Annotated in this window: 13 protein-coding genes; 10 read left to right on the forward strand and 3 right to left on the reverse strand. The window is 58.1% G+C overall.

The genetic code is table 11. The annotated features are described in order from the left end of the window. Positions 1–32 precede the first annotated feature (32 nt). From trxB to infA, 4 genes are all read left to right on the forward strand, one after another. The gene (gene trxB / locus AC1DIG_RS02730; RefSeq protein WP_477766027.1) at positions 33–983 is read left to right on the forward strand and encodes a thioredoxin-disulfide reductase; all 951 of its coding nucleotides are present in this window, start codon (positions 33–35) and stop codon (positions 981–983) included. Positions 984–1,046: 63 nt separating this feature from the next. Next, positions 1,047–1,727, forward strand: a complete 681-nt coding sequence (gene aat, locus AC1DIG_RS02735) for a leucyl/phenylalanyl-tRNA--protein transferase (protein ID WP_477766028.1) — start codon at positions 1,047–1,049, stop codon at positions 1,725–1,727. A gap of 58 nt (positions 1,728–1,785) precedes the next feature. Further along, positions 1,786–2,493: an arginyltransferase gene (locus AC1DIG_RS02740; RefSeq protein ID WP_477766029.1), complete on the forward strand. Its 708-nt coding sequence runs from the start codon at positions 1,786–1,788 to the stop codon at positions 2,491–2,493. Between the two features lie 111 nt (positions 2,494–2,604). Continuing rightward, a complete protein-coding gene (gene infA / locus AC1DIG_RS02745; protein WP_002553999.1) occupies positions 2,605–2,823 on the forward strand; it encodes a translation initiation factor IF-1 in 219 nt (72 codons plus the stop codon). 1,379 nt (positions 2,824–4,202) lie between these two features. Here the strand turns inward: infA and clpA are convergent. Together clpA and clpS are read right to left on the reverse strand one after the other, a co-directional pair. Next, positions 4,203–6,473, reverse strand: a complete 2,271-nt coding sequence (gene clpA / locus AC1DIG_RS02750; RefSeq protein WP_427537189.1) for an ATP-dependent Clp protease ATP-binding subunit ClpA — start codon at positions 6,471–6,473, stop codon at positions 4,203–4,205. Positions 6,474–6,502: 29 nt separating this feature from the next. Next, positions 6,503–6,865, reverse strand: coding sequence for an ATP-dependent Clp protease adapter ClpS (gene clpS / locus AC1DIG_RS02755; RefSeq protein WP_201197126.1), 363 nt, complete (start codon positions 6,863–6,865; stop codon positions 6,503–6,505). A gap of 223 nt (positions 6,866–7,088) precedes the next feature. On the opposite strand from clpS, the gene cspD reads away from it, so the two are divergent. Further along, entirely contained in the window at positions 7,089–7,352 is a 264-nt protein-coding gene (gene cspD, locus AC1DIG_RS02760) for a cold shock domain-containing protein CspD (protein ID WP_477766030.1), read from the forward strand. A gap of 80 nt (positions 7,353–7,432) precedes the next feature. On the opposite strand, the gene icd is transcribed toward cspD, so the two are convergent. Continuing rightward, the gene (gene icd, locus AC1DIG_RS02765) at positions 7,433–8,689 is read right to left on the reverse strand and encodes an NADP-dependent isocitrate dehydrogenase (protein ID WP_071550691.1); all 1,257 of its coding nucleotides are present in this window, start codon (positions 8,687–8,689) and stop codon (positions 7,433–7,435) included. 492 nt (positions 8,690–9,181) lie between these two features. Here icd and AC1DIG_RS02770 point away from each other — a divergent pair, with 492 nt between their 5' ends. From AC1DIG_RS02770 to purB, 5 genes are all read left to right on the forward strand, one after another. Further along, entirely contained in the window at positions 9,182–11,407 is a 2,226-nt protein-coding gene (locus AC1DIG_RS02770; RefSeq protein WP_477766031.1) for an NADP-dependent isocitrate dehydrogenase, read from the forward strand. Positions 11,408–11,648: 241 nt separating this feature from the next. Next, positions 11,649–12,095 (forward strand): NUDIX hydrolase, encoded by a 447-nt coding sequence (locus AC1DIG_RS02775; RefSeq protein ID WP_477766032.1) that lies wholly within the window; start codon positions 11,649–11,651, stop codon positions 12,093–12,095. 59 nt (positions 12,096–12,154) lie between these two features. Further along, positions 12,155–13,288: a tRNA 2-thiouridine(34) synthase MnmA gene (gene mnmA / locus AC1DIG_RS02780; RefSeq protein WP_477766033.1), complete on the forward strand. Its 1,134-nt coding sequence runs from the start codon at positions 12,155–12,157 to the stop codon at positions 13,286–13,288. Continuing rightward, a complete protein-coding gene (hflD, locus tag AC1DIG_RS02785) occupies positions 13,285–13,908 on the forward strand; it encodes a high frequency lysogenization protein HflD (protein ID WP_054597850.1) in 624 nt (207 codons plus the stop codon). Before mnmA ends, hflD begins: the two co-directional genes overlap by 4 nt. A gap of 137 nt (positions 13,909–14,045) precedes the next feature. After that, a complete protein-coding gene (gene purB / locus AC1DIG_RS02790) occupies positions 14,046–15,416 on the forward strand; it encodes an adenylosuccinate lyase (RefSeq protein ID WP_103319869.1) in 1,371 nt (456 codons plus the stop codon). The last annotated feature ends 67 nt before the right edge of the window (positions 15,417–15,483 follow it).

Here is a 15,483-nt window from a genome sequence, read left to right on the forward strand (position 1 = left end):
TCTTTTGTGACAAAGGCTTATGAGGTGTTTTTATGAGCGAAGCTAAGCATTCACGCCTGATCATTCTGGGTTCCGGCCCTGCCGGTTACAGCGCTGCCGTTTATGCCGCTCGCGCCAACCTCAAGCCGACCGTTATCACGGGCCTGCAAGCCGGCGGTCAATTGACCACCACCATTGAAGTCGACAACTGGCCAGGCGATGTTGAAGGCCTGACCGGCCCGGTGCTGATGGAGCGCATGCAAAAACACGCCGAGCGTTTCGACACCGAGATCGTCTACGACCACATTCACACCGCAGAGTTGCAGCAGCGGCCGTTCCGCCTCACCGGCGACAGTGGCACCTACACCTGCGATGCGCTGATTATCGCGACCGGTGCCTCGGCACAATACCTGGGGCTGCCCTCCGAAGACGCGTTCGCCGGCAAAGGCGTTTCCGCCTGCGCCACCTGCGATGGCTTTTTCTACCGCAATCAAGTGGTCGCGGTGATTGGCGGCGGCAACACGGCCGTTGAAGAAGCCCTGTACCTGGCCAATATCGCCAAAGAAGTGCATCTGATTCATCGTCGCGACAAACTGCGCTCAGAGAAGATTCTTCAGGACAAACTGTTCGAGCGCGCCAAAAATGGCAACATTCGCCTTCACTGGAACCAGAACCTTGAAGAGGTATTGGGCGATGCCAGCGGCGTAACCGGTGCACGCCTGCGCGACAGCCTGACCGGCGAGATGAAAGACCTGGAGCTGACCGGCGTATTCATCGCCATCGGCCATAAACCCAATACCGACCTGTTCCAGGGGCAGCTGGAAATGCATAACGGCTACCTGCGAGTCCGCGGCGGCAGCGAAGGCAATGCCACCGCCACCGAGATCGAAGGGGTGTTTGCCGCCGGCGATGTGGCCGACCACGTCTACCGTCAGGCGGTGACTTCCGCCGGTGCCGGCTGCATGGCGGCACTGGACGCTGAAAAATACCTCGATGACAACTGATATACATTCATTGCGGCGGGCCCAGGCCTGTCGCTGCCCTCCCCTTCTGCAAGCCTGGATACCATGCTGACCTGGTTACAACGCGACTCCCTGAAATTCCCGCCGCTGGAAAAAGCCATGCGCGACCCCAACGGCCTGCTTGCCGCCGGCGGCGACCTGAGCGCTGATCGGCTGATCCAGGCTTACCGCCACGGTTGCTTCCCATGGTTTTCGGAGGGCCAGCCGATCCTCTGGTGGTCACCGGATCCACGCACCGTATTGTTTCCCGACGAACTGCATGTTTCTCGCAGCCTCGGCAAGCTGTTGCGCCAAAAGCGCTACGACGTGACGTTCGACCAGGACTTCCCTGCCGTCATACGCGCCTGTGCAGCGCCGCGGGAGTACGCCGATGGCACCTGGATCACCGAAGCGATGCAAACCGCCTATATGGAGCTGCACGCTCGCGGCTACGCCCATTCGGTCGAGGTCTGGGACCAAGGAGAGCTGGTGGGCGGTCTCTACGGTCTGGCCATGGGTCAGTTGTTTTTCGGTGAATCGATGTTCAGCCGTGCCGACAACGCCTCCAAAGTCGGCTTCGCCACGCTGGTCAATCACCTCAAGGACGCCGGTTTCGTGCTGATCGACTGCCAGATGCCGACCGGTCATCTGCACAGCCTGGGTGCCCGGGCGATCCCTCGTCGCGAGTTTGCTGGTTATCTTCAGCAACATCTTGATCAACCCAGCCGTGCCACATGGGTTTGCTGAGCGATTTTTGCAGCCGTGGCTTACACTTAATTGAACAGCTATTCCCGAGGGTTGATTCATGACCGAGTTGGCGCGCCTCAAGTTTTATGCCACTCAGCCCCACTCTTGCAGTTATCTGCCCGATGAACAGGCCACCACGCTGTTCCTCGACCCTAGCCAGCCCATGGATGTGCATGTCTACGCAGACCTGTCGGAAATGGGTTTTCGTCGCAGTGGTGATCACCTGTACCGGCCGCATTGCCAAAATTGCAATGCGTGTGTGCCTGCGCGCATTCCCGTTGCGCAGTTTTCGCCTAACCGTCAGCAGAAACGTATTTTCAAACGCAATGCCGACCTGCAGGTTCGCCCGGCCAAACCGGGTTTCAGCGAAGAATATTTCGACCTTTACCAGCGCTATATCGAACAACGCCACGCCGATGGCGACATGTACCCGCCCAGCCGCGATCAGTTTTCGACCTTTCTGGTCCGCGACCTGCCATTTTCGCGCTTCTATGAGTTCCGCCTCGAAGGCCGTCTGCTGGCGATCGCCGTGACGGATCTGCTGCCCAATGGCTTGTCGGCGGTTTATACCTTCTATGAGCCCGAAGAAGATCGCCGTAGCCTGGGACGTTACGCGATTCTCTGGCAAATCAACGAAGCCCGGCGCCTGGGACTGGACGCCGTCTACCTCGGATACTGGATCAAAAACTGCAAGAAAATGAACTACAAGACCCAATATCGCCCCATAGAGCTGCTGATTAATCAGCGCTGGGTGGTACTGAACTAGGTTCAGCCCTAAAGCCCTTGGCTTAAACCCCACTTTTCGGGCACAATGCACGCCGCTTTTGCCTGGCGCAGTTGCACCGGGCCATTCATTGGATACCGAGGGCTTTACTGCATGTCGAAAGAAGACAGCTTCGAAATGGAAGGCACTGTCGTCGACACCCTGCCCAACACCATGTTTCGTGTGGAGTTGGAAAATGGGCACGTCGTAACCGCGCATATTTCCGGCAAGATGCGCAAGAACTACATTCGTATTCTTACCGGTGACAAAGTGCGCGTCGAGCTGACGCCCTATGATTTGAGCAAAGGGCGGATCACTTACCGCGCTCGTTAATCAAGTCAATACAAAACGCCCGGTTCTGCCGGGCGTTTTTGTTTGTCCGGGATTTTTCGGCTGGGGTGTATATCCGTTGCTGCGGTAACGGCTGCTGGCGGTTTCGCTTTTACAGCGACTCACTTTTCCAGACGCCGAAAAGTAAGCAAAAGGCTTCGCCCCGGCGTACGGCACCTCGCCAAGGCTCGGTGTTCCCTCGCTACGGTGCCCATCAGGGAGCATCGCCTACGGTCTGCTTCGCGACGACCTCCTCTCGATGTGTTCGACTTCGTCGAACGGCGCTACGCGCCTACCCCCTGATGGACACCTACGCTCGGCCTGCCGATGGGGCGAGAGATCAAAAGCAGATCAAAAGCCAAAGCCAAAGCCAAAGCCAAAGCCAAAGCCAAAGCCAAAGCGTTTTGTAGACCCAATGTAATTCGAGTACATCCACCAGAAACCGATCAACAGTCAGGCCGCCATCACAGGCAAGCCAGCTCCCACACTTTTGAATGGCGTGCATCTGTGAGTGATTGGTCAGCTGTCAGGCCCCCATCGCAGGCAAGCCAGCTCCCACACTTTTGAATGGCGTGCATCTGTGAGTGATTGGTCGACTGTCAGGTCGCCATCGCAGGCAAGCCAGCTCCCACACTTTTGAATGGCGTGCATCTGTGAGTGATTGGTCAGCTGTCAGGCCCCCATCGCAGACAAGCCAGCTCCCACACTTTTGAATGGCGTGCATCTGTGAGTGATTGGTCAGCTGTCAGGCCCCCATCGCAGGCAAGCCAGCTCCCACACTTTTGAATGGCGTGCATCTGTGAGAGATTGGTCGGCTGTCAGGCCGTCATCGCGAGCAGGCTCGCTCCCACACTTTTGATTGGTGTGCATCTGCAAGAGATTGATCGGCTGTCAGGCCGTCATCGCGGGCAAGCCCGGCTCCCACAAAAAAGGCAAAAAGGCAAAGCAGCGCATCCCCCCCCACCACTCAACAGGCCGAGCGTTAGCTCGCCTGCCGCTGTTGATCTTGATCCGCCCGCCCCTTCGGGAGGCCGAGTGGAGGTGTTCATCAGGAGGTTGGCGCGTAGCGCCGTACGGCGTAGCCGGACACATCGAGAGGAGGTCGTCGCGAAGCAGACCGTAGGCGATGCCTCCTGATGAATACCATAACGAGGGAACGCCGAGCCTAAGCGAGGTGCCGTACGCTTGGGGCGAGCGTTTTTTTGCTTACTTTTTTTTGGCGCTTGTAAAAAAAGTGAGTCGCCGTAAGGGCGAAACCGCCAGCCGCCGTTACCGCAGCAATGGATATACACCCCAAACCAAACCCCAAACCCAAACCCAACCCACAGACAGCAAAAAGGCGCCACCAGGCGCCTTCTGCTTTAAAGCAACAGCAACAACCGTCAGGCCATCTCTGCTGTGGTCTCGAACTCAAAGGTCAACTCGCCATCCTTGATGTCGATGTGCACCACACCGCCATGCTCGGCCAGTTCGCCAAAGAGAATCTCCTCCGCCAGCGGACGCTTGATCTTGTCCTGGATCAAGCGCGCCATTGGTCGCGCACCCATGGTCGCATCGTAACCACCGGCCGCCAGCCAACTGCGCGCAGCGTCGGTGACCTCGAGCAGTACACGCTTGTCTTCCAGCTGCGCCTGCAGTTCGGTAAGGAACTTGTCCACCACGCTTTTGATGACCTCATGACTGAGGCGACCAAACTGGATAATGGTGTCCAGACGGTTACGGAATTCCGGCGTGAAGCTCTTCTTGATCACTTCCATCGCGTCGGAAGAGTGATCCTGATACGCGAAGCCGATAGAAGCCCGAGCTGCGGTTTCGGCACCGGCGTTGGTCGTCATAATGACGATCACGTTACGGAAATCCGCCTTGCGCCCGTTGTTATCGGTGAGCGTACCGTGGTCCATGACCTGCAACAGCAGGTTGAAGACTTCGGGATGCGCCTTCTCGATCTCATCGAGCAACAGCACGCAGTGAGGCTGCTTGGTGATGGCTTCGGTCAGCAGGCCGCCCTGATCGAACCCGACATAACCTGGAGGTGCACCAATCAAACGCGAAACAGTGTGGCGCTCCATGTACTCGGACATGTCGAAGCGAACCAGTTCGATACCCAGCGCCTTGGCCAGTTGCCGGGCCGCTTCGGTTTTACCGACACCCGTAGGGCCGGCAAACAGGAACGAACCGACAGGCTTGTCAGGCGACTTCAGACCGGCACGGGACAGCTTGATCGCGGTCGACAACGAGTCGATCGCCGCATCCTGGCCAAACACCGTCAACTTCAGATCGCGCTCAAGGTTACGCAGCAGCTCTTTGTCGGAACTGGTGACGTGTTTCGGCGGAATCCGCGCGATCTTCGCCACAATGTCCTCGACCTGAGGCACTTCGATGCGCTTCACACGCTTCTCGATTGGCTGCAGACGCTGGTAGGCGCCCGCCTCGTCGATGACGTCGATGGCCTTGTCCGGCATATGCCGATCATTGATGTAGCGCGATGCCAGTTCGGCGGCGGCGCGCAGGGCTTCATCACTGTATTCGATGTTGTGATGGAGTTCGAAACGCCCCTTGAGACCGCGCAAGATACCAATGGTGTCTTCGACCGAAGGCTCCGATACATCGACCTTCTGGAAGCGCCGGGCCAGAGCACGGTCTTTTTCGAAGATCCCACGGAATTCCTGGAACGTGGTCGAGCCGATGCAACGGATATCACCCGACGACAGCAGCGGCTTGAGCAGGTTCGAAGCATCCATGACACCGCCAGAGGCGGCACCCGCACCAATAATGGTGTGGATCTCGTCGATGAACAGGATCGCTTGTGGACGTTTTTTCAGCTCATTGAGCAGCGCCTTGAAGCGCTTCTCGAAATCACCACGGTACTTGGTCCCAGCCAGCAACGCGCCCAGATCGAGCGAATAAACCACGCTATTGGCCAACAGATCAGGCACCTGATTGTCGACAATGCGTTTGGCCAGACCTTCGGCGATTGCGGTTTTACCCACGCCTGCCTCGCCGACCAGCAACGGATTGTTTTTACGCCGACGCGCCAGAATCTGCGCGACACGCTCAACTTCCATCTCACGCCCGACCAATGGGTCGATACGCCCCTGGCGCGCCAGTTCGTTGAGGTTGCTGGCATATGCATCCAGAGGATTGCCTGAAGAAGAAGACTCACCGCCCTCGTCGTCCTGCATATCTTGCTCACCTTCAGAGTGTTCGCCGTGCCCTGGCACTTTCGAAATGCCATGAGCGATGTAATTGACGACATCAATGCGTGCAACGCTCTGCTGTTTCAGCAGGAACACCGCCTGACTCTCTTGCTCACTGAAGATTGCAACCAGCACGTTGGCGCCAGTTACTTCGCGTTTGCCCGAGCTCTGTACATGAAAGACAGCACGTTGCAGTACACGCTGGAAGCCCAGGGTTGGCTGGGTTTCGCGATCCTCGTCATGAAGGGGGATCAAAGGCGTGGTGGAGTCGATGAACTCCTGCAGGTCATGCTTGAGTTTGTCGAGGTTTGCGCCGCACGCACGCAAAACGGTGGCGGCTGCCTCATTATCCAATAGAGCCAACAGGAGGTGTTCGACGGTCATGAATTCATGACGTTTCGAACGCGCCTCCTTGAAGGCGAGATTGAGGGTGACTTCGAGCTCGCGGTTTAACATAGCTTCACCTCATACCCAAGTGGTCGGCGTTAACCGTCCTTCTCGATTTCACAGAGTAGCGGATGCTGGCTTTCCCTGGCGTACTGGTTGACCTGCATGGCCTTGGTCTCGGCGATGTCGCGGGTAAACACTCCACATACTGCCCGTCCTTCTGTGTGGACGGCCAGCATGACCTTGGTCGCCAGCTCGCGATTCAGGTTAAAAAACACCTCGAGCACTTCGACGACGAAATCCATCGGTGTGTAGTCATCGTTGAACAAAACCACCTTGTACATCGGCGGCGCCTGTAACGCAGGCTTAGCCTCCTGTACAGCAATGCCTGCTGAATCGTCGTCGTGTAAATCAGGGTGATCCTGATTGAATGTTAGTCGAATCTGGCTGATAGCATGCATGGAAAGAAAGGTTCGTTAGTTGAGCTGAATACAGTGGTGGGGGCGGCCCCAGAGCTTTTCAACCCCGACTGCTTGGTCACCTTGACTATCGGCAAATCAGTGTTACAACCAATAGAGCCCACGGTGGGTAAAAAAGGTCCGCACGGTCAACCCCGTTTCAGGGTTGATGCGGATTAACTGGATGATACTCCAGTGATGGAGTCTGTTGCAGAGGGATATGAGCATGGCTAGCGGTAAGGTCAAGTGGTTCAACAATGCCAAGGGATATGGCTTCATCAACGAGGACGGCAAAAGCGAAGATCTCTTTGCCCACTACTCGGCCATTAAAATGGACGGCTACAAGACCTTGAAAGCAGGCCAACCCGTGAATTTCGATATCATCCAGGGCCCCAAAGGCCTGCATGCGATCAACATCGACTCAGCTACAGTAAAGGCCAATGCGCCCGTACCTGCAACGACCGTCCAGCACGAGCGTGCGTTGAGCTGATACCAGCAAACTTCGAGACATAAAAAAACCGGCCGACTCATCATTTGAGTCGGCCGGTTTTTTATTTAACGCCAATCAGCTTACATGTGCGAGATCAGCGCATCGCCGAACGCGGAAGAAGACAGCAGTTTGGCGCCTTCCATCAGACGTTCGAAGTCATAGGTCACGGTTTTGGCCGAGATGGCGCCGTTGGTGCCCTTGATGATCAGGTCGGCCGCTTCGGTCCAGCCCATGTGACGCAGCATCATTTCAGCAGACAGAATCAGCGAACCCGGGTTTACCTGGTCCTTGCCGGCGTACTTCGGTGCGGTGCCGTGGGTGGCTTCGAACATCGCCACGGTGTCGGACAGGTTGGCCCCTGGCGCGATACCGATACCACCCACCTCAGCCGCCAGGGCGTCGGACAGGTAGTCGCCGTTCAGGTTCAGGGTCGCGATCACATCGTATTCAGCCGGGCGCAGCAGGATCTGCTGGAGCATGGCGTCGGCGATGGCATCCTTGACGATGACGTTCTTGCCGGTTTTCGGGTTCTTGAACTGCATCCACGGGCCGCCGTCGAGCAGGGTTGCGCCGAATTCTTCAGCGGCCACTTCGTAGGCCCACTCTTTGAAGGCACCTTCGGTGAACTTCATGATGTTGCCTTTGTGGACGATGGTCAGCGAATCGCGATCATTGTCGACAACGTATTGCAGGGCCTTGCGCGCCAGACGCTTGGTGCCTTCCAGGGAAACCGGCTTGACGCCGATACCGCAATTTTGGTCGAAACGGATCTTGGTAACGCCCATTTCTTCTTTAAGGAACTTGATGACCTTGGTCGCCTCCGGCGAACCGGCCTTCCATTCGATACCGGCGTAGATGTCTTCCGAGTTCTCGCGGAAGATCGTCATGTCGACGTCGCCAGGCTTTTTGACCGGGCTAGGCACGCCTTCGAACCAGCGCACAGGGCGCAGGCACACATAAAGGTCGAGTTGCTGGCGCAGCGCAACGTTGAGGGAACGGATACCGCCACCGACCGGCGTGGTCAGCGGGCCCTTGATGGAAACCACGTAATCCTTGACTGCATCCAGAGTTTCCTGAGGCAGCCAGGTGTCCTGATCGTAAACCTGAGTCGCTTTTTCCCCGGCGTAGACTTCCATCCAGGAAATTTTGCGCTCGCCGCCGTAAGCCTTCTTAACAGCAGCATCGACAACCTTGATCATGACCGGGCTGATATCAACGCCAATACCATCACCTTCAATGAAAGGGATGATCGGGTTGTTAGGAACATTGAGAGAATGGTCTGCATTGACGGTGATTTTGTCGCCGACTGCTGGAACCTGAATCTTCTTGTATCCCATGCTGAACTCCATTGTTTGGATTGAACATCTGGCTTCGTCCGAGCGTACCCCAGTTGAATCGGCACGCAAACCCTATGTTCCATCGATCTGCCGCAAAGCCGCACAGTTCGCGACGTACAAGCCTGAAAGCAAAGGGAAAAGCGCCAAACTCAAGCACGATGGACGACTCTACGCCGCGCGCGCCCGTGCGACCTTTAGACCAATGGACGAGAATCGTTGCATATGAACCATCGGCAGATTGCCAGCTACCTATGTATAATGCCGCCGCTGACCGCAGGGTCACGCAGGCGGACCTCTCTAAGACGAGACTTTCCGCCCGATTAAAGCTGGACTGTTACCGCAGTCCACCCGCTTGACGCTCGACTGATGCACCCAACATCACCGCGAAGAAACCTCGACATTCGGCTCATGGATGACTTTGAACGAACGCGCTTACCCGGCGCCCCTCGAGTTTCTGCGCACGCTTTAGCAAAGAAGAGAGTTAATCCGAATATGCCCAACCGCTCGAAGATCATCTATACCTTCACCGACGAAGCCCCAGCCCTCGCCACCTATTCACTGTTGCCTATCGTAGAGGCCTTCACCGCCTCCGCTGATATCGCCGTGGAAACTCGCGATATCTCTCTTGCAGGGCGCATCCTGGCCAGCTTCCCCGAGCAATTGGGTAATAAAGCCGTAGCCGACCACCTCGCCGAACTGGGCGCGCTGGCTGTCACGCCTGAAGCCAACATCATCAAGCTGCCGAACATCAGTGCTTCGGTTCCGCAACTGCAGGCCGCGATCAAAGAGCTGCAAGCCCAGGGCTATGCACTGCCGGACTACCCGGAAACCGTGACCAGCGACGCTGACAAGGACGCCAAGTCCCGTTACGACAAGATCAAGGGCAGCGCGGTAAACCCGGTTCTGCGTGAAGGCAACTCCGATCGTCGCGCTCCGCTGTCGGTCAAGAACTATGCTCGCAAGCACCCGCACAAAATGGGCGCCTGGGCAAAAGACTCCAAGTCTCACGTCGCTCACATGAGCACCGGCGATTTCTACGGCAGCGAAAAAGCTGCCCTGATCGACGCCGCTGACGCCGTGAAAATCGAACTGATCGCTCAAGACGGCACCACCACCGTCCTGAAAGAAAAAACCACCGTGCAAGCCGGTGAGATCCTCGATTGCGCCGTGATGAGCAAAAACGCCCTGCGCAGCTTCATCGCCGCAGAAATCGAAGACGCCAAGCAACAAGGCGTACTGCTGTCGGTTCACCTGAAAGCCACCATGATGAAGGTCTCCGACCCGATCATGTTCGGCCAGATCGTTGCCGAGTTCTATAAAGACGCCCTGGCCAAACACGCTGACGTGCTGGCACAGATCGGCTTCAACCTGAACAACGGCATCGGCGACCTGTACGCCCGCATCAAGGCTTTGCCTGTCGAGCAGCAAGCCCAGATCGAAGCCGACATCCAGGCGGTCTACGCCGTTCGTCCGTCGCTGGCGATGGTCAACTCCGACAAAGGCATCACCAACCTGCACGTGCCGAGCGACGTCATCGTCGACGCCTCGATGCCAGCCATGATCCGTGACTCCGGCAAGATGTGGGGCACCGACGGCCAGCTGCACGACACCAAGGCCGTGATCCCGGATCGCTGCTACGCCACCATCTACCAGGCGGTAATCGAAGACTGCAAGCTGCACGGCGCTTTCGATCCAACCACCATGGGCAGCGTGCCAAACGTTGGCCTGATGGCGAAAAAAGCCGAAGAGTACGGCTCCCACGACAAGACTTTCCAGATCAAGGCAAACGGCGTGGTTCGCGTTTCCGACAGCGCTGGTCGCACTCTGCTGGAGCAACCGGTTGAAGCTGGCGATATCTTCCGCATGTGCCAGACCAAAGATGCGCCGATCCAGGACTGGGTCAAACTGGCCGTCAACCGTGCTCGCGCAAGCGCAACTCCGGCGATTTTCTGGCTGGACCCAATGCGCGCCCACGACGGCGTAGTGATCGAGAAAGTTCAGGCTTACCTGAAGGATCACGACACTTCGGGCCTGGACATCCGCATCATGTCGCCAGTCGACGCCATGGCATTCACCCTGGCTCGCACTCGCGAAGGCAAGGACACCATCTCGGTGACCGGCAACGTGCTGCGCGACTACCTGACCGACCTGTTCCCGATCATGGAGCTGGGCACCAGCGCCAAGATGCTGTCGATCGTTCCGCTGATGAATGGCGGCGGTCTGTTCGAAACCGGCGCTGGCGGTTCGGCGCCGAAGCACGTTCAACAGCTGCTGGAAGAAAACTTCCTGCGCTGGGATTCCCTGGGCGAGTTCCTGGCCCTGGCCGCTTCCCTTGAGCATCTGGGTGTTACTTACAACAACCCTAAAGCGCTGGTGCTGGCCAAGACCCTGGATCAGGCCACCGGCCAGTTCCTGGACAACAACAAGTCGCCATCGCGCAAAGTCGGCAACATCGACAACCGCGGCAGCCACTTCTACCTGGCGCTGTACTGGGCTCAGGCCCTGGCCGCCCAGACTGAAGACGCAGCGCTGCAAGCGCAGTTCAGCCAACTGGCGAAAACCCTGACCGAGAACGAGGCAACCATCGTTGCCGAGCTCAACGCCGTTCAGGGCAAGCCAGTCGACATCGGCGGTTACTACCACGCCGACGCCGAGCTGATCAGCAAGGCCATGCGCCCAAGCAACACCTTCAACGCGGCGATTGCTGCGCTGGTTTAAGGTTGTAAGGGAACACCAGAAACCCCGGCCCCGTGCCGGGGTTTCTGTTTCCAACACCCACAGCCCCGTAGCAGCTGCCGAGCTTGCGAGGCTGCGTTCGGCTGCGAAGCAGTCGTAAAACCGTTATGCACGGTATGCCTGAAAGACCACATCGCATGATTTACGGCCGCTTCGCAGCCGAACGCAGCCTCGCAGGCTCGGCAGCTGCTACGAGTCACTCAACACCAGATGGAGCAATTTCATGACCTGGCTACCCCACATCACCGTCGCCACCATCGTCGAAGACAACGGCCGCTTCCTGATGGTCGAAGAGCTCAAGGCCGGACGCTCGGTACTCAATCAACCGGCCGGGCACCTGGACCCGAACGAAACCCTGACCGAAGCTGCCATTCGCGAAACCCTCGAAGAAACCGGCTGGGACGTTGAAGCCACCGGCGTAGTAGGCATCTACCTCTACACCGCCCCGAGCAACGGCGTGACTTACCAACGTGTGTGTTTTGCCGCCAAAGCAGTGAAACACCGCCCCGATTATCAACTCGACGACGGCATCGTCGGCGCAAAATGGCTGACCCGCGACGAGCTCCTTGCACAACGCGAGCACTGGCGCAGCGAGCTGATTATTCGCTGTATCGACGATTACCTGAGCGGTAAACTCTTCAGTCTCGAACTGATCCGCCCTTCTCTTTAGCCTTGCAGGCTCGGGCCTGATAGAATCGCGTCCTTTTTCAAGACACTCATTAAATCCCTATGCGTGATCCAGCCCCTTCTGACACACAAAAGAAGCGCGTCATTGTCGGCATGTCCGGCGGCGTGGACTCTTCCGTTTCTGCCCTACTGCTGATCGAGCAGGGTTATCAGGTGGAAGGCCTGTTCATGAAGAACTGGGAAGAGGACGACGGAACGGAGTACTGCACCGCCATGGACGACCTGGCGGACGCCCAGGCCGTGTGCGACAAGATTGGCATCAAGCTGCACACCGCCAACTTCGCCGCCGAGTACTGGGACAACGTGTTCGAGCACTTCCTGGCTGAGTACAAGGCCGGCCGTACGCCGAACCCGGACATCCTGTGCAACCGTGAAATCAAGTTCAAGGCGTTCCTCGACTACGCCATGATGCTCGGCGCCGACCTGATTGCCACCGGCCATTACGTGCGCCGTCGCGACGTCGACGGCCGTACCGAATTGCTCAAAGGCCTGGACCCGAACAAGGACCAGAGCTACTTCCTGCACGCCGTCGGTGGCGAACAGATCGCCAAGACCCTGTTCCCGGTCGGCGAACTGGAAAAACCCGAAGTTCGCGCGATTGCCGAGAAACACGACCTGGCCACCGCAAAGAAGAAAGACTCCACCGGTATCTGCTTTATTGGTGAACGACGCTTCAGCGACTTCCTCAAGCAATACCTGCCGGCACAGCCGGGCGAAATCAAAACCACTGAAGGTGAAGTGATCGGCCGCCACCATGGCCTGATGTACCACACCATCGGCCAGCGCCAGGGCCTGGGCATCGGCGGCTTGAAAGACGCCGGCGACGAGCCGTGGTACGTGCTGATCAAGGACCTGGAACACAACGAGTTGATCGTTGGCCAGGGCAATGACCATCCCTGGCTGTTCTCCCGCGCCCTGCTCGCCTCGGACATCTACTGGGTCAACCCGGTCGACCTGAGCTCGCCACGCAAACTCACGGCGAAAGTCCGCTATCGCCAGAGCGACCAGCCTTGCACTCTGGAAAAAACCGCCAACGGCTACCGCGCCACCTTCGATGACCCGCAGCGCGCGGTCACCCCTGGTCAATCGGTGGTGTTTTATGACGGTGAGATCTGCCTCGGTGGCGGTGTCATCGAAGTCGCCGAACCCTGGAGCAGCAAGGATTCGCGCGCATGAGCCCGACTCAGGAGCAACTGACAGCGCTCGGCGGCGTGTTTCTCGCTGCCGTCCTGGTCGACAAGATTGCCAAGACCGGTCAGGTCAGCGAAGCCGGCCTGACCTGCATGCTTGGCAGCTTGTTGATCATCGACCCCAAAGACACGCTGGAGGTCTACGGTGGTGACGATATCAATCTGCGCGAAGGTTATCGCGCCTTGATCGGCGCCCTCGAACGCGACCCGAGCACCTTGCAGCGCGAACCCCTGCGCTATGCCCTGTCGATGCTCGGTCTTGAGCGGCAACTGGCCAAGCGCGGCGACATGCTTGAAGTGATCGGCAAGCGCTTGCCGCAGATTCAGTCCCAGGTCGAGCATTTCGGCCCGGCCCACGAAAACGTGATCGCCGCCTGTGGCGCGCTGTATCAGGACACCTTGAGCACCCTGCGCCAACGCATTCAAGTGCACGGCGATATGCGCAACCTGCAGCAGCCAAGCAATGCCTCCAAGATCCGCGCCCTGTTGCTGGCCGGCATCCGCTCGGCACGCTTGTGGCGGCAGTTGGGCGGTCATCGCTGGCAGTTGGTGATCAGTCGCCGCAAACTGCTCAAAGAGCTTTATCCGCTGATGCGCAGCAGCTGAACCACACCCGCACAGCCAGCAACACCCTTTTGTAGCCTGTAACGCGTAAGACGCTGGTCAGTTGGCAACGGACCGGCGGATTTTTTTCATGTATGATACGCGCCCCATTTCGTTGCCCGACTGTCCGAGAACACCCCATGCAGCTCTCTTCGCTCACTGCGGTTTCCCCTGTTGACGGCCGCTACGCCGGCAAAACCCAGGCCCTGCGCCCAATTTTCAGCGAATACGGTCTGATCCGTGCTCGCGTCCTGGTTGAAGTGCGCTGGCTCCAGCGCCTGGCCGCTCACCCTGCCATCAGCGAAGTGCCGGCGTTCTCCGCCGAAGCTAACGCCGTGCTGAACACCCTGGCGGAAAACTTCTCTCTGGAACACGCCGAGCGCGTCAAAGAGATCGAGCGCACCACCAACCACGACGTTAAAGCCATTGAGTACCTGCTCAAGGAACAGGCGGCCAAGCTGCCTGAGCTGGCCAACGTCAGTGAATTCATCCACTTTGCCTGCACCAGCGAGGACATCAACAACCTGTCCCACGCCCTGATGCTGCGCGAAGGTCGTGATGACGTGATGCTGCCGCTGATGCGCCAGACTGCCGAAGCCATTCGCGAGCTGGCCATTCGCTTCGCCGACGTACCCATGCTGTCGCGCACCCACGGTCAGCCGGCGTCGCCGACCACCCTGGGCAAAGAACTGGCGAACGTGGTTTACCGTCTGGAGCGCCAGATTGCTCAAGTCGCGGCCGTACCGCTGCTGGGCAAGATCAACGGCGCCGTCGGCAACTACAACGCTCACCTGTCGGCTTACCCTGAGATCGACTGGGAAGCCAACGCCCGCGCCTTCATCGAAGACGAGCTGGGCCTGGGCTTCAACCCGTACACCACGCAAATCGAGCCGCACGACTACATCGCCGAGCTGTTTGATGCGATCGCGCGCTTCAACACCATCCTGATCGACTTCGATCGCGATATCTGGGGCTACATCTCCCTGGGCTACTTCAAGCAGCGCACCATCGCTGGCGAAATCGGTTCCTCGACCATGCCGCACAAGGTCAACCCGATCGACTTCGAAAACTCCGAAGGCAACCTGGGTATCGCCAACGCACTGTTCCAGCACCTGGCGAGCAAACTGCCGATTTCCCGCTGGCAGCGCGACCTGACCGACTCCACTGTTCTGCGCAACCTCGGTGTCGGCTTCGCCCACAGCGTGATCGCGTACGAAGCAAGTCTCAAGGGAATCAGTAAGTTAGAGCTCAATGCTCAGAAGATTTCTGCGGACCTGGACGCGTGTTGGGAAGTTCTGGCCGAGCCAATCCAGACCGTGATGCGTCGCTACAACATTGAAAACCCGTACGAAAAGCTGAAAGAACTGACGCGCGGCAAGGGCATCAGCCCTGAAGCGTTGCAGACTTTCATCGATGCGCTGGACATGCCTGCCGAAGCAAAGGCCGAGCTGAAAAAGCTCACCCCGGCCAATTACATCGGCAACGCCGTGGCACAAGCCAAACGCATCTGATCGACCGCTTGACCCTTTGAGACGCCCGGCAGCGCCGGGCGTTTTTATTCCCGTCTGAAAAGTGCTT

The organism is Pseudomonas sp. 05N431, from assembly GCF_056397005.1.